At 71.6% G+C, this 19,307-nt stretch carries 19 protein-coding genes; 4 read left to right on the plus strand and 15 right to left on the minus strand.

Translation table 11 applies throughout. The features are described from left to right. Position 1: 1 nt before the first annotated feature. Positions 2-2,257 carry an MMPL family transporter gene (locus LN251_RS24375; protein ID WP_458246241.1) on the minus strand — a complete coding sequence of 752 codons (2,256 nt, stop codon included), beginning with the start codon at positions 2,255-2,257 and terminating at the stop codon, positions 2-4. A 276-nt stretch (positions 2,258-2,533) separates the two neighbouring features. Between LN251_RS24375 and LN251_RS24380 the strand changes: the two genes are divergently transcribed. The 4 genes from LN251_RS24380 to LN251_RS24395 are packed head-to-tail and all read left to right on the plus strand — an operon-like array spanning position 2,534 to position 5,453. Further along, a complete protein-coding gene (locus tag LN251_RS24380; protein ID WP_458246242.1) occupies positions 2,534-3,082 on the plus strand; it encodes a DUF1697 domain-containing protein in 549 nt (182 codons plus the stop codon). A 50-nt stretch (positions 3,083-3,132) separates the two neighbouring features. After that, on the plus strand, positions 3,133-4,155 hold the full coding sequence (locus LN251_RS24385; RefSeq protein WP_458246243.1) for a ketopantoate reductase family protein: 1,023 nt from the start codon (positions 3,133-3,135) through the stop codon (positions 4,153-4,155). Positions 4,156-4,180: 25 nt separating this feature from the next. Then, complete coding sequence (locus tag LN251_RS24390) at positions 4,181-4,771, plus strand: TIGR03086 family metal-binding protein (RefSeq protein ID WP_458246244.1); 591 nt, start codon at positions 4,181-4,183, stop codon at positions 4,769-4,771. 55 nt (positions 4,772-4,826) lie between these two features. Then, positions 4,827-5,453, plus strand: a complete 627-nt coding sequence (locus tag LN251_RS24395) for a mycothiol-dependent nitroreductase Rv2466c family protein (RefSeq protein WP_458246245.1) — start codon at positions 4,827-4,829, stop codon at positions 5,451-5,453. A 21-nt stretch (positions 5,454-5,474) separates the two neighbouring features. On the opposite strand, the gene LN251_RS24400 is transcribed toward LN251_RS24395, so the two are convergent. From LN251_RS24400 to LN251_RS24465, 14 genes are all read right to left on the minus strand, one after another. Beyond that, a complete protein-coding gene (locus LN251_RS24400) occupies positions 5,475-6,224 on the minus strand; it encodes a sirohydrochlorin chelatase (protein WP_458246246.1) in 750 nt (249 codons plus the stop codon). A gap of 6 nt (positions 6,225-6,230) precedes the next feature. Continuing rightward, positions 6,231-7,115 carry an ABC transporter permease gene (locus LN251_RS24405; RefSeq protein ID WP_458246247.1) on the minus strand — a complete coding sequence of 295 codons (885 nt, stop codon included), beginning with the start codon at positions 7,113-7,115 and terminating at the stop codon, positions 6,231-6,233. Further along, the gene (locus tag LN251_RS24410; RefSeq protein ID WP_458246248.1) at positions 7,102-7,887 is read right to left on the minus strand and encodes an ABC transporter ATP-binding protein; all 786 of its coding nucleotides are present in this window, start codon (positions 7,885-7,887) and stop codon (positions 7,102-7,104) included. The genes LN251_RS24405 and LN251_RS24410 overlap by 14 nt, the downstream gene beginning before the upstream one ends. 70 nt (positions 7,888-7,957) lie before the next feature. Next, positions 7,958-9,286 (minus strand): sulfate adenylyltransferase subunit 1, encoded by a 1,329-nt coding sequence (locus tag LN251_RS24415; protein ID WP_458246249.1) that lies wholly within the window; start codon positions 9,284-9,286, stop codon positions 7,958-7,960. Between the two features lie 2 nt (positions 9,287-9,288). Next, positions 9,289-10,227: a sulfate adenylyltransferase subunit CysD gene (gene cysD / locus LN251_RS24420; protein WP_458246250.1), complete on the minus strand. Its 939-nt coding sequence runs from the start codon at positions 10,225-10,227 to the stop codon at positions 9,289-9,291. Further along, a complete protein-coding gene (gene cysC, locus LN251_RS24425; RefSeq protein ID WP_079077873.1) occupies positions 10,224-10,787 on the minus strand; it encodes an adenylyl-sulfate kinase in 564 nt (187 codons plus the stop codon). Before cysC ends, cysD begins: the two co-directional genes overlap by 4 nt. Continuing rightward, positions 10,787-11,494, minus strand: a complete 708-nt coding sequence (locus LN251_RS24430; RefSeq protein ID WP_458246251.1) for a phosphoadenylyl-sulfate reductase — start codon at positions 11,492-11,494, stop codon at positions 10,787-10,789. The genes cysC and LN251_RS24430 overlap by 1 nt, the downstream gene beginning before the upstream one ends. Further along, positions 11,491-11,667 carry a hypothetical protein gene (locus LN251_RS24435; RefSeq protein ID WP_458246252.1) on the minus strand — a complete coding sequence of 59 codons (177 nt, stop codon included), beginning with the start codon at positions 11,665-11,667 and terminating at the stop codon, positions 11,491-11,493. The genes LN251_RS24430 and LN251_RS24435 overlap by 4 nt, the downstream gene beginning before the upstream one ends. Then, the gene (locus LN251_RS24440; RefSeq protein ID WP_458246253.1) at positions 11,664-13,361 is read right to left on the minus strand and encodes a nitrite/sulfite reductase; all 1,698 of its coding nucleotides are present in this window, start codon (positions 13,359-13,361) and stop codon (positions 11,664-11,666) included. The genes LN251_RS24435 and LN251_RS24440 overlap by 4 nt, the downstream gene beginning before the upstream one ends. Positions 13,362-13,488: 127 nt before the next feature. Then, positions 13,489-13,572 carry a putative leader peptide gene (locus tag LN251_RS24445; protein ID WP_309486338.1) on the minus strand — a complete coding sequence of 28 codons (84 nt, stop codon included), beginning with the start codon at positions 13,570-13,572 and terminating at the stop codon, positions 13,489-13,491. A gap of 127 nt (positions 13,573-13,699) precedes the next feature. Continuing rightward, positions 13,700-14,272, minus strand: a complete 573-nt coding sequence (locus LN251_RS24450) for a GNAT family N-acetyltransferase (RefSeq protein ID WP_458246254.1) — start codon at positions 14,270-14,272, stop codon at positions 13,700-13,702. Between the two features lie 164 nt (positions 14,273-14,436). Then, the gene (locus LN251_RS24455) at positions 14,437-15,702 is read right to left on the minus strand and encodes a hypothetical protein (protein WP_458246255.1); all 1,266 of its coding nucleotides are present in this window, start codon (positions 15,700-15,702) and stop codon (positions 14,437-14,439) included. Positions 15,703-15,859: 157 nt separating this feature from the next. After that, positions 15,860-17,176, minus strand: coding sequence for a GAF domain-containing protein (locus tag LN251_RS24460; protein WP_458246256.1), 1,317 nt, complete (start codon positions 17,174-17,176; stop codon positions 15,860-15,862). Positions 17,177-17,524: 348 nt separating this feature from the next. Beyond that, on the minus strand, positions 17,525-19,159 hold the full coding sequence (locus LN251_RS24465; protein ID WP_458246257.1) for an acyl-CoA dehydrogenase family protein: 1,635 nt from the start codon (positions 19,157-19,159) through the stop codon (positions 17,525-17,527). Positions 19,160-19,307 lie beyond the last annotated feature (148 nt).

A 19,307-nucleotide genomic window follows, 5' to 3' on the forward strand; every position in this document is an offset into this window, starting at 1 on the left:
TTCAGACCCGTACGGGCTCGCCCTCGTCCTCCGCCGCGTGCGTGACGGCCTCGGGCGCCTCGTCGTGCGTGAGGTCGGGCATCCGGTTCAGCCACTTCGGCAGGTACCAGTTGCGCTCGCCCAGCAGCGCCATCACGGCCGGGAGCAGCACGCCCCGGATGATCGTGGCGTCGATGAGCACCGCGGCCGCGAGGCCCACGCCCATCTGCTTCATGGACTGCATGGACAGCGTGCCGAAGATCGCGAACACGGCGACCATGATGACCGCGGCACTGGTGACGACACCCGCCGTGGTGACCACGCCGTGGTGGATCGCCTCGTTCGTCGTACGGCCCCGCAGCCGCGCCTCGCGGATCCGGGAGACCACGAACACGTGGTAGTCCATGCTCAGCCCGAACAGGATCACGAACAGGAACAGCGGCAGCCAGGTGATGATCGCCCCGACCCCCTCCGCGCCGACCAGGGATGCGCCCCAGCCGTGCTGGAAGACGGCGACGAGGATGCCGTAGGCGGCGCCCACGGAGAGGAGGTTGAGCACGATCGAGGTGATCGCGATGGTCAGCGAGCGGAACGACAGCAGCATCAGCGCGAAGGCGAAGACCACGACGAACGCGAAGACCGGGACGACGGCACCGCCGAGCTGGTCGTTGAAGTCCTTCGAACCGGCCACCTGCCCGGTGATCGGGGCCTGGACGCCGTCCACCTTGCCGAGCGTGGCGGGCCGCACCTCGTCGCGCAGCTTCTCCAGGCTGGCGCCCGCCTTGTCCAGGTCGGAACCGCCGACCAGCGGGACGTAGACGTAGGCGATGTTCTGCGCGTCGTGCAGGGTGATCTGGACCGGGCCGCGCGAGGCGCCCGAACTGATCGCCCGCTCCTTGAAGTCGGCGAGCGCGCTCTTGACCTCGGGGGCGTTGATGTCCTTCGCCTTGACGACCACCTCGGCCGGCTCGGAGCCGCCCGGGAAGGCGTCGTTGACGCGGTTGTACGTCTGCACGATCGGCAGCGAGTCGCCGAACTCCTGGTCCAGCGTGAGGTTCTGGGTCTTCATGCCGAGCGCGGGAGCGGCGACGGCCAGCAGCGCGCCGGCCGCCACGACCACCGACACCAGCGGCCTGGCCAGCACCGCGCGTACCACGGCGCTCCAGAACCGGCTCTGCCCGCCCGAGCGGGCGGCCCGGCGCTGCATGGCCTTGTGCAGGAACGGCACACGGCCCTTCTCGACCCGCTCGCCCAGCAGCGACAGCAGCGCCGGCAGGACGGTCACCGAGCCGACCATGGCGACGGCGACGACCATCAGCGAGGCCAGGCCCATGCCCTCGAAGGTGGCGAGCCCGGTGAACAGCATGCCCGCCATCGCCACGCACACCGTGATGCCGGAGACGATGATCGCGCGGCCACTGGTCGCGGCGGCGACCCGCAGGGCCGTCTGCCCGTCGCGTCCGGCGGCCCGCTCCTCGCGCTCACGGCGCAGGTAGAACAGGCAGTAGTCGACGCCCACGGCCAGGCCGACCAGCAGCATGACGGAGTTGGCGGTGTCGGTCATCGGCTGGACGTGGCTGACGAGGCCCATCAGGCCCATCGTCGCCATGATCGCGGTGATCGCCAGGGCCACCGGCAGCAGCGCGGCCACCAGGGCACCGAAGGCGATGAGCAGAATGCCGAGGGCGACCGGCACCGCCGAGTACTCGGCCTTCTTGAAGTCGTTCCCGAACGCGTCGTCGAAGGTCTTGCGCATGCTGGCGCTGCCGATCTCCTCGATCCGCAGCGACCCGTGGTCCTTCTGCACCCCGGCGACGGCCTTCAGCACCGGCTCCACCCGGTCGCCCGCGGTCTCCGCGTCGCCGCGCATGTCGAACCGCACCAGCGCGCTGCGCCCGTCCTTGGAGATCGTGTCCGTGGTGTACGGCGACTTCACGTCGGTGACCTTGCCGGTGGCGTCCACGGCCTTCACGACCGCCGCCACCGCCGAGCGGAACTCGGCGTCGGTGGCCTTCGGGCCACCGTCCTTCGCCTGGATCAGGACCGTCTCGCCGGCCGGTTCCTTGATCCCCGCGTCCTCGACGATCTTCGCCGCTGTGTGCGTCTCGCCCTTGAGCTGGTCGGTGTCCTTGAGATCGACCCGGCCCGCCGCCGAGCCGAGTCCCATCGCCAGGACGACGAACAGCACCCAGATGCCGACGGCGGCCCATCGGTGCCGGGCACTCCAGCCGCCGGCCCGGGCGGCGATGCCCCGCACCCGCGATTCCTCGTTCCCCATGACGGGCCTGCCCCCTCGTGAGCGGTGACAGCCCCGTGCCGCCACCTTCCGTTTCGAAGGTATGGGCGAGGTAAGCCCGTCTCGTCGTGCTGCCCGGTGAAGTGCGGTGGCCCGATCTCATCCCCTCGGAGTCGGCCCCCTCACCGCTGAGGAGGACAGCGGTCCCTTACATCTATCCGGGCTGCTCGAGGTGGCGATCAGGGTGGCCGCCCTCACCGGGACCCGGCCGTCGTGCCCACCCCCACGGGGTGGGAGGGCCGTCCTAGGGTGTGCGCCATGACGACGACGTACGCCGCGCTGCTGCGCGGCATCAACGTGGGTGGCAAGAAGAAGGTCCCGATGGCCGAGCTGCGGCAGCTCATGGAGGGCCTCGGACACGACGCCGTACGCACCCACCTGCAGAGCGGGCAGGCCGTGTTCACGTCCGGCCACGGTGACGAGGAGTCCCTGGCCGCCGAGCTCAGGCAGGCCGTCGAGGAGCACTTCGGTTTCGCCGTCGACGTGATCGTGCGCGACCACGCCTATCTGAAGGCGATCGCCGAGGCGTGCCCCTTCCCGGCCGCCGACCTGGAGGCCAAGCAACTGCACGTCACCTACTTCTCCGCACCCGTCACCGCCGACCGGTTCGCGGAGATCGACCAGCAGGCCTGTCTCCCCGAGGAGTTCCGCCTCGGCGACCGCGCCCTCTACCTCTACGCGCCCGACGGCCTGGGCCGTTCCCGACTCGCCGAACTGCTCGCCCGGCCCCGCGTGAACAAGGGCCTGATCGCCACCACCCGGAACTGGAACACCGTGGTGAAACTGGTGGAGCTCACGGCGGGCTGACCCCGGGGCCGGACCACCGGTGGCCCGCACCGGTGTGCGAGGCTCCTGCCATGCGCCACATCATCATCGGAGCGGGCGCCGTCGGCGGGGCGATCGGCGGACGGCTCGCGGGGGCCGGGCACGAGGTCGTCGCGGTCGCCCGCGGCGCGCACCTCGCGGCACTGCGGGAGAACGGCCTGCGGCTGACCGTGCCGGACGGCCGGCACACCTACCGGCTGCCCGCCGTCGAAGGCCCGGACGAGCTGGGCGCGTTGCGGGCCGACGACGTCCTCGTCCTCGCGGTCAAGACACAGGACACGGCGGCCGCCCTGCGGACCTGGGGTCCGGCGCCCGTCGCGGGCGGCGGCACGGCCGCCGAGCGGCTGCCGCTGCTGTGCGCCCAGAACGGCGTGGAGGGACAGCGGCTGGCGCTGCGCGTCTTCCGGCACGTGTACGGCGTCTGCGTGTGGCTGCCCGCGACCTTCGTCGAACCGGGCCGCATCTCGGCGGCCGGCGCCCCGCTCACCGGCATCCTGCACCTGGGCCGCTACCCCCACGGCACCGACGAGACCGTCCGCCGGATCGCCGCGGACCTGGAGAAGACGGGGTTCCTTCAGGCGCCGGTCGTGCCGGACGTGACGCGCTGGCAGTACGCCAAGCTGCTGTCCAACCTGGCCAACGCGCTGGAGGCGGTCTCCTCGGTCGCCGGTGACGGGGCGGGGGAGCTGTACCGGCGGGTGCGGGCCGAGGGCGAGGCCGTACTCGACGCCGCCGGGATCGCGTACGCGAGCGCCGAGGAGCAGCGGGTCGCCCGCGGGCACAAGGTCGACCTGGTCGCCCTCGACGGCGCCCCGCGCGGCGGCGGCTCCTCCTGGCAGTCCCTCACCCGCGGCACCGGCACCATCGAGGCCGACCACCTCAACGGCGAGATCGCACTGCTGGGCCGGCTGCACGGCGTACCGACTCCGCTCAACGACCTCCTGCAGCGGCTCGCCAACACCTTCGCACGCGAGCACCGGGCGGCCGGCTCGATGCCGGTCGAGGAACTGGTCCGGCTCGCCGACGAGGCTGTCGCGTTTGTTCAAGAGTCCTGAGCGGCCTCTTCCTAGCGTGGGGTGCATGACGTACGACCCCAAGCACCTGCACCCGTACATGACCGAGTGCGCCGCCGAGGCGGCCCGCGTGGCGCGCGGCGTCCCGGCGGCACGCCTCGGCGAACCCACCCACTGCCCCGACTGGGACGTCCGCGCCCTGGTCAACCACTGGGTCCTCTACACCTCCCACGGCCTGGAGCACCGCGCCCGGCGCAAGGCACTCCCCGAGGAGCTGACCGCCCGCGACTTCACCGCCGACCCGGACTGGGCCGAGGCCTACGCCGCCCAGCTGGACCGCGCCGTCGCCGCCTGGGCCGACCCGGCGGTGTGGGAGGGCGAGGTCGACCTGGGCATGGCCAAGGTGCCGGCCCTCGACATCGCCTCCATGGTGATCAAGGAGATGGCGGTGCACGGCTGGGACGTGGCCACCGCCACCGGCCAGACGTTCCGGATCTCCGACGACGCCGCCCGCTTCATCCTCCACGTGGTCGACAAGCACGGCGCCCTCTACCGGCAGTACGACGGCTTCGCCGACCCCGTGCCGGTGTCGGACGACGCCCCCGTCTTCGACCGCGCCCTCGCCGCCAGCGGACGCGACCCGAAATTGGGCCAATGAAAGAGTGAACATTTGGGGCAAGACCCTGTGCCGCCTGGAGGCTAGCGTCGACGGCATGAACGACACCGCACCCGTCCGCGTCGACTTCTGGTTCGACCCCGCCTGCCCCTTCGCCTGGATCACCTCCCGCTGGCTGCTGGAGGTCGAGCGCGAGCGCCCGCTCGACCTCCGCTTCCACGCGATGAGCCTGTACCTGCACAACATCGGCAACGAACTCCCCGACTGGTACCGGGAGTTGGTGGACCGGTCGATCGGCCCGGTACGGGTGGCCGTGGCCGCGGCGGAACGGCACGGCGAGAAGGTGCTGCGCGATCTGTACACCGCGTTCGGCACCCGCATCCACGAGCGCAAGGCCGATTCCGCGGACCTCTTCGCCGCCGTGATCGCCGATTCCCTCGCGGAACTGGGTCTGCCGGCCGACCTGGCCGCCGCCGCGCACGACCCGTCCTACGACGACGCGGTCCGCCGCAGCCACGCGGCCGGCGCCGAACCCGACTCGGGTGGCTACGTCGGCACGCCCACCCTCCACGTCGACGGCACGGTGTGGTTCGGCCCCGTCCTGCGGGCCGTCCCCCGAGGGGCCAGGGCGGCCGCGCTCTTCGACAGCTTCCGCGTCCTGGCCACCGACCCCGACTTCTTCGAGCTCAAGCGCACCCGCACGGGAGCGCTCCGCTTCGACTGACGCCCGGCGGCGCGCGCCGGGTCAGGCGCCGAGCGCCGTCAGCGCCGGTGTGCGCGCCGCGTCGTAACGTTCCAGCAGCACCCGGGCCACCTCCGGCGCCGGGCCGAGGACGTCGGCGAGCACGTCCGCCTCGGCCGCGCCCCGCGCGATGCGGTCGGGGAGGAAGCCGGGCGCGAGGACGTACGGGGCGACGGCCACCCGAGCGCACCCCAGGGCACGCAGCTCCCGTACCGCGTCCTCGGTGCGGGGCAGAGCGGCGGAGGCGAACGCGGGCCGCACGGCGCACCAACCGGTGTGCCGCCACTCCCGCGCGATTTCTGCGATCACCTCGATCGCCTCCGGGTCGGTGGACCCCGCCGAGGCCAGCACGACCCCGGTCGAGGACTTGTCGGCGGGCGACAACCCCGCCTCGTACAACCGCCGTTCGAGGGCTGTGAGGAGCAGCGGCGAGGGGCCCAGCACCTCCGCCTGGCGGATGCGCAGCCGCGACGGCGCCTCCCGCAGGACCGCCGGGATGTCGGCCTTCGCGTGGAACGCGCGCGTCAACAGCAGCGGCAGGGCCACGACGTCGCGCACGCCCTCCGCCGCCAGCGACTCCAGGACCCCTTGCACGGACGGGATGTTGAAGTCCAGGAAACCGGTCTCCACCCGGACCTCCGGGCGCAGCGCGCGCACCTCGCGGACCAGGGCGTGCACCGTCGCGGCGTGCCGCGGGTCACGGCTGCCGTGCGCGATCACCACCAGGACGGGGCGGCCGGACGTCGTACGCATGCAACCTCAGCCCTTCACCAGCAGGCCGCGGCTGCGCAGGACCCGGCGTTCGAGGGGGCTGAAGACGATGAGGTCGATGGCGATGCCGACGAAGAGGATGAGGAGGATGGCTTCGAAGACCATGGCCATGTCGGAGGCGGTGCGGGCGTTTTCGAGGAGTTGGCCGAGTCCGACGCCGAGGTCGGGGAAGCTGGCGATGATCTCGGCGGCCATGAGGGAGCGCCAGGAGAAGGCCCAGCCCTGTTTCATGCCGGCGACGTAGCCGGGCAGGGCGGCGGGCAGGGTGATGTGCCAGGTGCCCTTGAGGCCGGTGGCGCCCATGGTGCGGCCGGCGCGCAGGAAGAGCGGGGGGACCTGGTCGACGCCGGAGACGAGGCCGTTGGCGATGGAGGGGACGGCGCCGAGCAGGATGACGGCGTACATCATGGAGTTGTTCAGGCCGAGCCAGATCACGGCGGGGGGTACCCAGGCGACGGAGGGCAGGGACTGCAGGCCGGAGAGGATGGGGCCGAGGGCGGCGCGGACGAACTTCACGCGGGCGACCAGCAGGCCGAGCGGGGTGCCGATGAGCAGGGCGAGGCAGAAGCCGAGCAGGCCGCGCGAGACGCTCGTCCAGATGTAGCCCAGCAGCGTGCCCTCCAGCCACGACTGGCGCAGGACGTGCCAGACGTCGGCCGGTGAGGGCAGCTTGCTCGGGTCGTCGACGATCTTGAAGGAGATCAGCCCCTGCCAGACCACCAGCACCACGGCGATCGCGATGACCGGCGGCAGGACCTTGTCGACCAGGGTCCGGCGCAGCGGCGTCCGTCCGGTGGTGGTGGTCTCCAGGGCGTCGAGGCCGGCCTCCACGCTCCCGGCGTCCTGGGCCGGTGTGGTGTCAGTGCTGGCCATGGCGGCGGATCTCCCCACGCAGGACTTCGGTGATCTCCAGGGACAGTTCGGCCACGGGCGCGTCCTCGATCCGGCGCGGCTGGGGGATGTCGACCCGCCACTCGCGGGCGATACGGCCCGGGCGGGAGGACAGCAGGATCACCCGCTGGGCCAGCCGGACGGCCTCGCGCACGTTGTGGGTGACGAACAGCACCGACAGGCCCGTCTCGGCCCAGATGCGGGTCAGTTCGTCGTGCAGCACGTCGCGGGTGATGGCGTCCAGCGCGGCGAACGGCTCGTCCATCAGCAGCAGCCGGCTGTCCTGCGCGAGCGCGCGGGCCATCGCCACGCGCTGGCGCATGCCGCCGGACAGCTCGTGCACCCGCTTGCCGTACGCCCCTGTCAGCCGCACGAGTTCCAGCAGTTCCTCGGCGCGCTCGCGGCGCTCGGGCTTGGCAACTCCGCGCAGCTTGAGGGCGAGTTCGATGTTCTTGCCCGCGCTCAGCCAGGGGAACAGGGCGTGTTCCTGGAACATCAGGGCCGGGCGGCCGTCGGTGGTGATGGTGCCGGTGCTGGGCCGGTCCAGGCCGGCGACCAGGTTGAGCAGGGTGGACTTGCCGCAGCCGGAGGCGCCCAGGAGGGTGACGAACTCGCCGGGGGCGACATCGAGGCTGATGTCGTCCAGGACGAGCTGCTGCCCGGCGGGGGTCGCGAAGGACTTCGAGACGTGCTCGATGCGGGCGGCCTGCCCGACCGTCTCGTCGGCCTTGGCGAGCGTCGTGATCGTGGCCATGGTCGTCACCTCCTGGGATCTCGTCGTGGCCGTGGCGGGGAGGGCGGCGGACTCGTGCCGCCCGGGACGGTCAGAAGTCCCAGCCGTCGTCCTCGGACTCGTCCTTGACGGGCTCCGGGGACGCGAACGACTCGCCGACCATGCCCGCGGTGAGGGTGGTGCCGTCGCTGGGGTCGATCAGGATGAACGAACCGGTGCGCCGGGAGTCGGCGTAGGAGTCGACCGGCAGCGGCTCCGCGGTGCGGATCTTCACGCGGCCGATGTCGTTGGCCACGAGCTGCCCCGGGTGCGGGTGCAGGGACAGGTCGTCGAGCGTGAGCCGGGACGGGATGTCCTTCACGATCGCCTTCACCGTGCGGGTGCCGTGCTTGAGCAGGACCCGGTGGCCGACGGTCAGCGCGGCGTCGGCGACATGGCAGACGGTCGCCTCGATGTCCTGCGTGGTCGCCGGGGCGTCCTTGCTGGGCACGATGAGGTCGCCGCGCGAGATGTCGATGTCGTCCTCCAGCAGGAGGGTCACCGACTGCGTCGTCCAGGCCAAGTCGACCGGCTCGCCGAGCAGGTCGATGCCGGCGATCCGGGAGGCACGGCCGGACGGCAGGACCGTCACCGCCTCACCGACGTGGAACGAACCGGCGGCGATCTGCCCCGCGTAGCCCCGGTAGTCGGGGTGCTCGGCGGTCTGCGGGCGGATCACGTACTGCACGGGAAGACGGGCGTGGCAGTGGCTCAGGTCGTGGGTGACCGGGACCGTCTCCAGGTGCTCCAGGAAGGTCGGGCCGCCGTACCAGTCCATGTTCGCGGACGGCTCCACCACGTTGTCGCCGGCCAGCGCGGAGATCGGGATCGCGGTGATCTCCGGGACGCCCAGTTCGAGCGCGTACGCCGTGAACTCCTCGGCGATCGCCGCGAAGACCGACTCCCGGTACTCGACCAGGTCCATCTTGTTGACGGCGAGGACCACGTGCGGGACCCGCAGGAGGGCGGCGATGGCCGCGTGGCGGCGGGTCTGCTCGACGACGCCGTTGCGGGCGTCGACCAGGATCACCGTCAGCTCGGCCGTGGAGGCGCCGGTGACCATGTTGCGGGTGTACTGCACGTGGCCGGGGGTGTCGGCGAGGATGAACCGCCGCCTCGGCGTGGCGAAGTAACGGTACGCCACGTCGATCGTGATGCCCTGCTCCCGCTCGGCCCGCAGGCCGTCGGTGAGCAGCGCGAGGTCGGGGGCGTCCTGGCCGCGGCTCGCGGAGGCACGCTCGACCGCCTCCAGTTGGTCGACGAGGACCGACTTGGAGTCGTGCAACAGCCGTCCCACCAGGGTGGACTTGCCGTCGTCGACGGAGCCGGCGGTCGCGAAACGCAGCAGGGTGGTCTCGGAGATTTCCGTGGTCGTGCTCATGCTTAGAAGTACCCCTCGCGCTTACGGTCTTCCATCGCGGCCTCGGACATCTTGTCGTCGGCACGCGTCGCGCCACGCTCGGTCAGCCGGGAGGCGGCGATCTCGGTGATGACCTGCTCCAGCGTCACGGCGTCCGAGTCGACGGCGCCCGTGCAGGACATGTCGCCGACCGTGCGGTAGCGCACCAGGCGCTTCTCGACCGTCTCGCCGTCCTTGGGGCCGCCCCACTCGCCGGCCGTCAGCCACATGCCGTTGCGGGCGAACACCTCGCGCTCGTGGGCGAAGTAGATCTCCGGCAGCTCGATGCCCTCGCGGGCGATGTACTGCCACACGTCCAGCTCGGTCCAGTTGGACAGCGGGAAGACGCGGACGTGCTCGCCGGGCGCGTGGCGGCCGTTGTACAGGTTCCACAGCTCGGGGCGCTGGCGGCGCGGGTCCCACTGGGAGAACTCGTCGCGCAGCGAGAACACCCGCTCCTTGGCGCGGGCCTTCTCCTCGTCGCGCCGCCCGCCGCCGAAGACGGCGTCGAACCGCTCGGCCTGGATCTTCTCCGTCAGCGGCAGCGTCTGCAGCGGGTTGCGGGTACCGTCCGGGCGCTCCTTGAGGACACCGCGGTCGATGTACTCCTGCACGGAGGCGACGTGCAGCCGCAGCCCGTGCCGGGCGACCGCCCGGTCGCGGTAGTCGAGGACCTCGGGGAAGTTGTGCCCGGTGTCCACGTGCAGCAGCGAGAACGGCACCGCGGCCGGGGCGAAGGCCTTCAGCGCCAGGTGGAGCATGACGATGGAGTCCTTGCCGCCGGAGAACAGGATCACCGGCCGCTCGAACTCACCCGCCACCTCACGGAAGATGTGCACCGCCTCGGACTCCAGCGCGTCCAGGTGCGAGAGGGCGTACGGAGCCTCCGTGCCCTCCTCGGTCTCGGCGACGGTCGTCGTCATGCCAGTCCCCTCTCGGTGAGCAGCGCGTGGACCGCGGCCGCGGACTCCTGGACGGTCTGGTGCTGCGACTCGATGCGCAGGTCGGGCGACTCGGGCTGCTCGTAGGGGTCGTCCACACCCGTCAGCCCGGTCAGTTCGCCGGCCGCCTGCTTGGCGTACAGGCCCTTCACGTCCCGTACGGAGCACACCTCGACCGGGGTCGCGACGTGCACCTCGACGTACGGCGCCCCGCTGTCCTGGTGGCGCTTGCGCACCGCCTCGCGGCTGTCGGCGTACGGCGCGATGACCGGGACCAGCGCCTTGACGCCGTTGCGGGCGAGCAGTTCGGCGAGGAAGCCGATGCGCTGCACGTTGGTGTGCCGGTCCTCGCGGCTGAAGCCGAGACCGGCGGAGATGAACTCGCGGATCTCGTCGCCGTCGAGCACCTCGACGCGGTGGCCCTCCTCGCGCAGCCGGCCGGCCAGCTCGTACGCGATGGTGGTCTTGCCGGCACTCGGCAGACCCGTGAGCCAGACGGTGGCTCCGGTCGTCACCTGCAACTCCTCGGTCGTCGTGGTCATCAGTGCAGCCCGCACTCGGTCTTGGCCCGCCCGGCCCAACGGCCGGCGCGCGCGTCCTCGCCCTCGAGCACCCGGCGGGTGCAGGGGGCGCAGCCGACGGACGCGTAGCCGTCCATCAGCAACGGGTTGGTCAGAACGCCGTGTTCGGTGACATAGGCGTCCACATCGTCCTGGGTCCAGCGGGCGATCGGGGAGATCTTGACCTTCTGCCGCTTCTCGTCCCAGCCGACGACCGGGGTGTTCGCCCGGGTCGGGGACTCGTCGCGGCGCAGACCGGTCGCCCAGGCCACGTAGTTCCGCAGGCCCTGCTCCAGCGGCTGCACCTTGCGCAGCTTGCAGCACAGGTCGGGGTCGCGGTCGTGCAGCTTCGGGCCGTACTCCGCGTCCTGCTCGGCGACCGTCTGACGCGGCGTCAGCGTGATGACGTTGACGTCCATCACGGCCTCGACGGCGTCGCGGGTGCCGATGGTCTCCGGGAAGTGGTAGCCGGTGTCGAGGAACACCACGTCGACGCCGGGCATCGCGCGGGAGGCGAGGTGGGCGACCACCGCGTCCTCCATCGACGACGTCACGCAGAAACGCTTGCCGAAGGTCTGCGCCGCCCACCGCAGGATCTCCAGGGCGGAGGCGTCCTCCAGGTCGCGGCCCGCCTGCTCGGCGAGCGCCTTGAGGTCATCGGTGGTGCGTTCTTCCGTCACCGCGGTCATGTCTGATCTCCCCCTGCTTCTGTCCGAAGGCCCCGGGCCAGCAGCCCGAGGAACTTCAACTGGAAGGCCCGGTTGCACGCGGCGCATTCCCACGCGCCGTGGCTCTGCTCGCCGGGACGCAGGTCCTCGTCGCCGCAGTAGGGGCAGTAGAAGGGGGCGGCCCGCTCGCTCACGACAGGGCCTCCTCGGACGCGCGCGCGGCCCAGGCCGCGAACCGCTCGCCGTCCTCGCGCTCCGCCTGGAACCGCTTCAGGAGGCGCTCGACGTAGTCGGGCAGCTCCTCCGAAGTGACCTTCAGGCCGCGCACCTTGCGGCCGAAGCCGGCCTCCAGGCCGAGTGCCCCACCCAAGTGCACCTGGTAGCCCTCTACCTGCTCGCCCTGGTCGTTGAGGACCAACTGCCCCTTGAGGCCGATGTCCGCGACCTGGATACGGGCGCAGGCGTTCGGGCAGCCGTTGAGGTTGATGGTGATCGGCTCGTCGAAGTCCGGGATACGGCGCTCCAGTTCGTCGATCAGCGACGAACCGCGCTGCTTGGTCTCGACGATGGCGAGCTTGCAGTACTCGATGCCGGTGCAGGCCATGGTGCCCCGCCGGAACGGCGACGGCTCGGCCGTCAGGTCCAGCGCGTCCAGAGCCTCCACCAGCGGCTGGACCTGCGCCTCCTCGACATCGAGGACGATCATCTTCTGCTCGACGGTGGTCCGCACCCGGTGCGAACCGTGCGCCTCGGCCACCTCGGCGATCTTCGTGAGGGTGGTTCCGTCGACGCGGCCGACGCGCGGGGCGAAACCGACGTAGAAACGGCCGTCCTTCTGCCGGTGCACACCGACGTGGTCGCGCCAGCGGCCCGAGGGGTCGGCGGGCGCGGGGCCGTCCACGAGCTTGCGGCTCAGGTAGTCGTCCTCCAGGACCTGGCGGAACTTCTCCGGCCCCCAGTCGGCGACGAGGAACTTCAGACGGGCGCGGTTGCGCAGCCGGCGGTAGCCCCAGTCGCGGAAGATGCCGACCACGCCGGCCCACACCTCCGGGACCTCCTCCAACGGCACCCAGGCGCCGAGCCGGACGCCGAGCTTGGGGTTGGTGGACAGTCCGCCGCCGACCCACAGGTCGAAGCCGGGGCCGTGCTCGGGGTGCTCGACGCCGACGAACGCCACGTCGTTGATCTCGTGCACGACGTCCAGCAGCGGGGAGCCGGAGATCGCCGTCTTGAACTTGCGCGGCAGGTTGGAGAACTCCTTGCTGCCGATGTAGCGGTCGTGGATCTCCTCGATGGCCCAGGTGCCGTCGACGATCTCGTCCTCGGCGATCCCGGCGACCGGCGAGCCGATGACGACACGCGGGCAGTCGCCGCAGGCCTCGGTGGTGGACAGCCCGACGGCCTCCAGCCGCTCCCAGATCTCCGGCACGTCCTCGATGCGAATCCAGTGCAGCTGGATGTTCTGCCGGTCGGTGATGTCGGCGCTGCCGCGCGCGAACTCCTGCGAGATCTCGCCGATCACCCGCAGCTGCTGGGTCGTCAGGCGGCCGCCGTCGACGCGCACCCGCAGCATGAAGTACTTGTCGTCCAGCTCCTCCGGCTCCAGGATCGCGGTCTTGCCGCCGTCGATCCCGGGCTTGCGCTGGGTGTACAGGCCCCACCAGCGCATCCGTCCGCGCAGGTCGCTCGGGTCGATCGAGTCGAAGCCCCGCTTGGAGTAGATCGTCTCAATGCGTGTCCGCACATTGAGACCGTCGTCGTCCTTCTTGAACTGCTCGTTGCCGTTCAGCGGAGTGAAGTGCCCCGCGGCCCACTGACCCTCGCCACGGTGACGGCTCACCTTGCGGCGGGAAGTCGCGGCGGCAGGGTTCTGCGGGGAGGCGGCCATGGTGATTACGTCCTTCGGGACAGGCGGAAAGCGGCTCTGGCCTGCGCGTACACGCGCATGGGCATACGTGCGCGTCTTTGCGCAGGGAAAGAGGAGATGTCAGAAGATGTCGGGCGGCTCTGAGCTGTCAGCTCGCCGGACAGATGGCGCTGGACATGCGGCCGAGGTCGACGTGCCGCCGACTCACCAAGGCAATTCCAGTTCCGGACATGACGGAAGCGTGTCATGGCGATCTGGACACAGTCCAGCTTCGTCCAAGATGCGGACACCCTTGTCCCGACAGGCGAGACAAGGGTGTCGTCGATCACACCGTGTGCACGGACTCTTGTCCGCGCAGGTCAGACGCGGTAGGCGCCGGGCCACGGGCCGGGAGCGGTCACCTCGGCCTGCTCCTCGACCTTGGTGTCGAAGAGCTTGAAGCCCCTGCGCTGGTAGTTGTCCATGGCGTGCTCGCCGTCAAGGCTGCAGGTGTGCAGCCAGACCCGCTTGGTGCGGTCACGCCCCGGCCAGCGGTCCGCGAGGTCCCAGGCGCGGGCAGCGCCGTACGACAGCAGATGCCCGCCGATCCGGCGGCCCCGGAAGGCGGGGATCAGCCCGAAGTAGACGATCTCCACGACCCCGTCGTCCTGCGCTTCCAGCTCCACGTACCCGGCGGGCGTGCCCCGGTCGTGGGCCACCCATGTCTCCACGCCGGGCCGCACCAGGTGCTCCTCCCACCGCCCGTACGTCCAGTCCAGCCGGTCGGTCCAGCGGATGTCGCCGCCGACCGAGGCGTAGAGGAAGCGGCTGAACTCGGGGGAGGGGACCTCGGAGCGCACGATCCGGACGTCTCCCTCGGGCGCGGAGGCCGGCAGGAGGTCGGTCGGGGCGGTCTGCTCCAGGGACCAGGTGGTCACGGGGATGTTCGTCATGTCCGCCAGGGAATCATCCGGCCCCGAGATCTGTCGATCTGCCCCGAGACCTGTCGATCAGCCCGAAGCATCGTCGATCACCGCTCGGAGCCCCTTCGATCAATGCCCGGGCCCCGTCGATCACCGCTCGGATTCCCGTCGATCAATGCCCGGGCCCCTTCGATTCAGTTCAGAGACCTGTCGATCGAGCTCAGCGGCAGTGCGTAGAGCATCTGCCCGGACTGCGACCACACCTCGCCGGTCTCCTCCCAGTAGGACAGGGAGCCGGACCGGCCGCTCCAGCAACTGGTGGACTCGTCCGTGCCGCACTGGGTGGCCCGCGCGTCGCGGCTGTTCTGCCGCCACAGTGTGCCGTGTCCGGCCTGATGGTCCGCCGCGCGGTCGAGGTACCAGTTCGAGCCGTACGACAGGACGCCCGTGACGTCGGTCGTCTTCGTCTCGTACGCCCGGGTCGCCGACGCCTGTCCGGCGGCGTCCGTGGCCAGCAGCCCGGCGCGCGCCGGGTCGGCGCTGAACGCGTAGCGCCACAGGCGGGTGTGCCGGCCGCTGTCCGAGGCCACCCGCTCGCTCGCGACAAGGCTGTCGGGCGCGGTGCTGCGGTCGAGGGAGATCGCCTCGGGGCGGGCGGCGCCGGCGGCCGGCCGGTAGGAGCCGATGGCCGGCAACACGTACCGGTAGCCGTGGGCCGACCAGCCGCCGGGCACCTTGCCGACCTGTCCGCTGTCGACGGTGGCCCGCTGGACGCGGTGCAGGTCGTAGACGTACAGGCCGTCGGCCGTGGTGACCAGCAGCTTGCCCTGGTACCAGGTCATGCCGGACACGGCGGAGGCCAGCCCTCGGTAGTCGCGGCCGCCGTCGACGGGGACGGCGAGGAGGGCCCAGGTGTAGACGAGGTTGTCGGGGTCGTCGGCGTCGACGAAGGCGACCCGGGCCAGCCCCGGCACGCCCGCCCTGCCGGAGTGGGCCCAGCCGGACAGCAGCACCCGGTGCTCGCCCCAGTGGCCGTCGTCGTCGGCGTCGCCCGAGGTGGTGACGGCGCCGGGCCGCCAGCCGCGGGTGTCGGCGGCGTCCCAGCAGTACGCGCGCGTGGCCGCCGGCTCGACGGGCAGCGCGGCACGGTCGGCGGTGGTGCAGTCGGCCGGCGTGCGCAGGGAGTGGTCGGCGTCGTCCAGGACGGCGCTCACGCCGACGGGCCTGCCCATCTCGGAGGCGAGCCGGTCCAGCGTGGCCTGTGGCACCAGCTGCTCCCGCAGCCGGAACTCGCGGGCGGACGCGGCGAGGGTCTTCAACCCCCCGGGATCCTTGCTGACCGTCGCCTGCGAGGCGCTGATCATCGTGGCCGCCGCGGTGAGCGCGAGGGCGGTCCCGGCAAGGAAAGCGCGCAGCGCTCGGCCCCGCTTCTGCCGACGGTGCCTGCCACGTTGCTTCATAGGTCCTCCCGAGGCGAGCCAACTGCGTTCATTGGTCCGTGTGTTGACCAAAGGAGCAGGTGGGGTGGCCCGAAGAGGGATGCTACGGCAGTTCGGGGCGGTCCAGGGCGAAGACCCTGCAAATATGCGGAAGATGCTCCCTCGATGGCCCGCGTTGTCACTCGGAGGGAGCGGAAGGATACATTCCTGGCATGTCGCCCGGCGTTCGCCCGCTCACCACCGCCGGCGCCGTCGAGTGCGGCAACAGCTCGCGCGGGTCGTCCGGCAGCAGCACCTCGACGTCGGCGCTCTCGGCGAAGCGGTAGGGGCGGTGTTCCAGCAGACCGCCCAGGTAACGCCGTACCCGCGACATCTCGGCCCGCACCGTCACCGTGCGGGCCGGGTCACCGAACACGTCCTCGGCCAGGCCCGCCGCGCTGCGGCCGTCGCGGTGCAGGGCCAGGAGGTACAGCAACTCGGCGTGCCGCGGACTCAGTTCGTGGCTCCACGAGCCGGCGCTCCCGGACACCGTCACCGAGCCGCGGCGCGGCCGCGTCAGATCCAGGACGACCCGGGTGGCCACCCGCGGCACCTGCTCGTCCGAGACCCGGATCAACCAGCCCCCGGCCAGCGGCTCCACCGCGCACAGCCCGAACGGCGGCAGCAACCGGCGGCCCGCTGAGAGGGACCTGGGCAGGAAGGTCCGGCTCGTGTACGGCATCCCCGTCACCGCCGCCGTCCAGCCGTCCCGGTCCACCACCAGCGCGCGGCCGCCCACCCGGGCCAGCACCGGGGCCGCCACCGAGCGCAGCCGTTCCAGCGAGCCCAGATGCAGTTCGCGCAGCTTGGACTCGGCGAGCTTCGCCACCGAGTCGACCCAGGCGAGGGTGGCCGGGTGCATCGTCTCCAGCGGCCCGCTGACGTCCACGACGCCGAGCAGCCGGCCGTCGCGCGGGTCCGTGATGGGCGCGCCGGTGCAGGTCCAGGAGGTCTGCGAGCGCACGAAGTGCTCGGAGGCGAACACCTGCACCGGCCGGCGCTCCACCACCGGGGTGCCGATGCCGTTCGTGCCGATGACGCTCTCCCGCCAGTCCGCGCCGATCTCGAAGCCGGTCCCGTCGGCCTTGCGCAGCACCGGTGAACTGCCCTCCCGCCACAGCACGCGGCCATCGGCGTCGGCGATCACCATGATGTGGTGGGCGGTGTCCGCGACCGACAGCAGCCCCTCCCGCAGCACCGGCAGCACATGCCGGAGCTCCGAGGCCTCCCGGCGCCGCCGCACCTCCTCCCGGGACAGCAGCCCGGTGCGGAAGTCGTGGTCGGGGTCGACGCCGCTGCGCAGCATGCGTCCCCAGGACTGCTCGATCACCGGCCGCGGCGGGACCGGCGCCCGCCGCCCGGAGAGCGCGGCGGAGCGGACGTCGCTCAGTACCCGTGCCGCGCGGGCCGTGTCCACCACCGCGAGTTGCGTCACGTCCGTCGGCGAGAGTGCCACGGGTCCTCCCGGAGGAAACGTCCTGACTGTCCGTCCAATAGTGCCGCCGGTTCATGACGGACGGACACAGTCCGGCCACAGACAGCAGCAAGTTGCAACCCCCTGCAACCCTGGTGAACGCTCCCGGACTGTTTGAATATTGAGCGACGCCGTCCCGAGCGGCGTTCGCGGCCTCGACCGGGCCAGTGCGGCGGGGGTGGTGCCGTGTCGGCGCAGCACCACCCCTGCCTTTGCCTTCGGCGATGGGGCCGACCTCGCCTTGGGGGGGCTTGTGTGTGACGGCGGGTGCGGGTCGGGTCGTGGCTGGTCGCGCAGTTCCCCGCGCCCCTTGCGTGGGTGACGTCCCCGTCAGTCGTGCGGCCGGGCCCGTTCCACCACCGACTTCAGGTTCAGGGTGTGGGGGAGGGTGCCGAAGGCCGTGCCGGCGTCGCCGCCCAGGCGGGAGGCGCAGAAGGCGTCGGCCACCTCGGGGGGTGCGAACCGGACCAGGAGCGAACCCTGCAGGACCAGGGCCAGCCGTTCCGTCAGGCGGCGGGCGCGGGCCTCGATCCCGTCCAGGTCGGCCAGGTCGGTCAGCAGGTTCTTGATCGCCTGGTCGAGGCGGTGGTCGGCGCCCCTGGCCCGGCCCACCTCCTGGAGGTAGGCGTTCAGCGCCGTCGGCTCCCGGCGCAGGGCGCGCAGCACGTCCAGGGCCTGCACGTTCCCCGCGCCCTCCCAGACGGAGTTCAGCGGCGACTCGCGCACCAGCCGGGGCAGCCCCGACTCCTCGACGTAGCCGTTGCCGCCCAGGCACTCGGCGGCCTCGACGACGACGGGCGTACACCGCTTGGTCACCCAGTACTTGGCGGCCGGCACCGCGAGCCGCAGCAGCGCCCGTTCCTGCTCGCCGCCGTCGTCACAGGCGGCCGCGAGGCGAAGCGCCAGGACGGTCGCTGCCTCGGACTCCAGGGCGAGGTCGGCGAGCACGTTGCGCATCAGCGGCTTGTCGACGAGCTTGCCGCCGAAGGCCTCGCGGTACGTGCAGTGGTGGACGGCCTGCGCTACCGCCTGCCGCATCAGGCCGGCCGAACCGAGCACGCAGTCCAGCCGGGTCGCGGCCACCATGTCGATGATGGTGCGCACCCCGCGCCCCTCCTCACCGACCCGCCGCGCCCAGGTCCCGTCGAACTCGACCTCGGCGGAGGCGTTGGAGCGGTTGCCGAGCTTGTCCTTCAGGCGTTGCAGCAGGAAGACGTTGCGGGAGCCGTCCTCCAGGACGCGGGGCACGAGGAAGCAGGTGAGCCCCTCCGGTGCCTGGGCGAGGACCAGGAAGCCGTCGGACATGGGCGCCGAGCAGAACCACTTGTGCCCGGTGAGCGTGTACGTCCCCTCCTCCGCGAGCGGTGTCGCGGCCGTCGTGTTGGCGCGTACGTCGCTGCCGCCCTGCTTCTCCGTCATGCCCATCCCGAACAGGGCGCCGGCCTTCAGGCGGGCGGGCCGCAGCTCGCGGTCGTAGATCATGGACGTGAGTCGGGGTTCCCACGTGGCGGCGAGATCCGGGTCGGTCCGCAGCGCGGGGACGGCGGCGTGGGTCATGGACAGCGGGCAGAGGTTGCCGGCCTCGACCTGCGTCCACACCAGGAACGCCGCCGCTCTGCGCACATGGCCCGCGGGGCGGGCCCAGGCAGCGGTGAGTCCGGCGCCGACGCCCTTGCCGAGCACGCGGTGCCAGGCCGGATGGAACTCGACCTCGTCGACGCGGTGGCCGTGGCGGTCGTGGGTGCGCAGCCGGGGCGGGTTGTCGTTGGCCTGCGCGCCCCACTCCTGCACCTGGGCGGACCCGGAGGCCCGGCCGAGTGCGGCCAGCTCGCCGTGGACCTCGTCGAGCAGGTCGGGGGAGACGTGCCGGTCGACGGCCTCGGTGAGCGCGCGGTCGGTGGAGTAGACGTCGTAGCCGGTCAGCGGTGGGGGCTGGTTGGACACGGTGTGCGTGGTGCCTGCCATGCCGCGAAAGTACCCGCTCTCGGCGCCGGTCAGCACGACCCGGCCGGGAACATTCCGGTCTACGGGGACATGACAGTTACGTGGCCGGGTCGCGGCGCGGGTTTCCGGCCGTGTTGCCCGGGGCCGGGGGATGAGCGCACGTGGACCC

The organism is Streptomyces sp. MAI_2237, assembly GCF_054189285.1.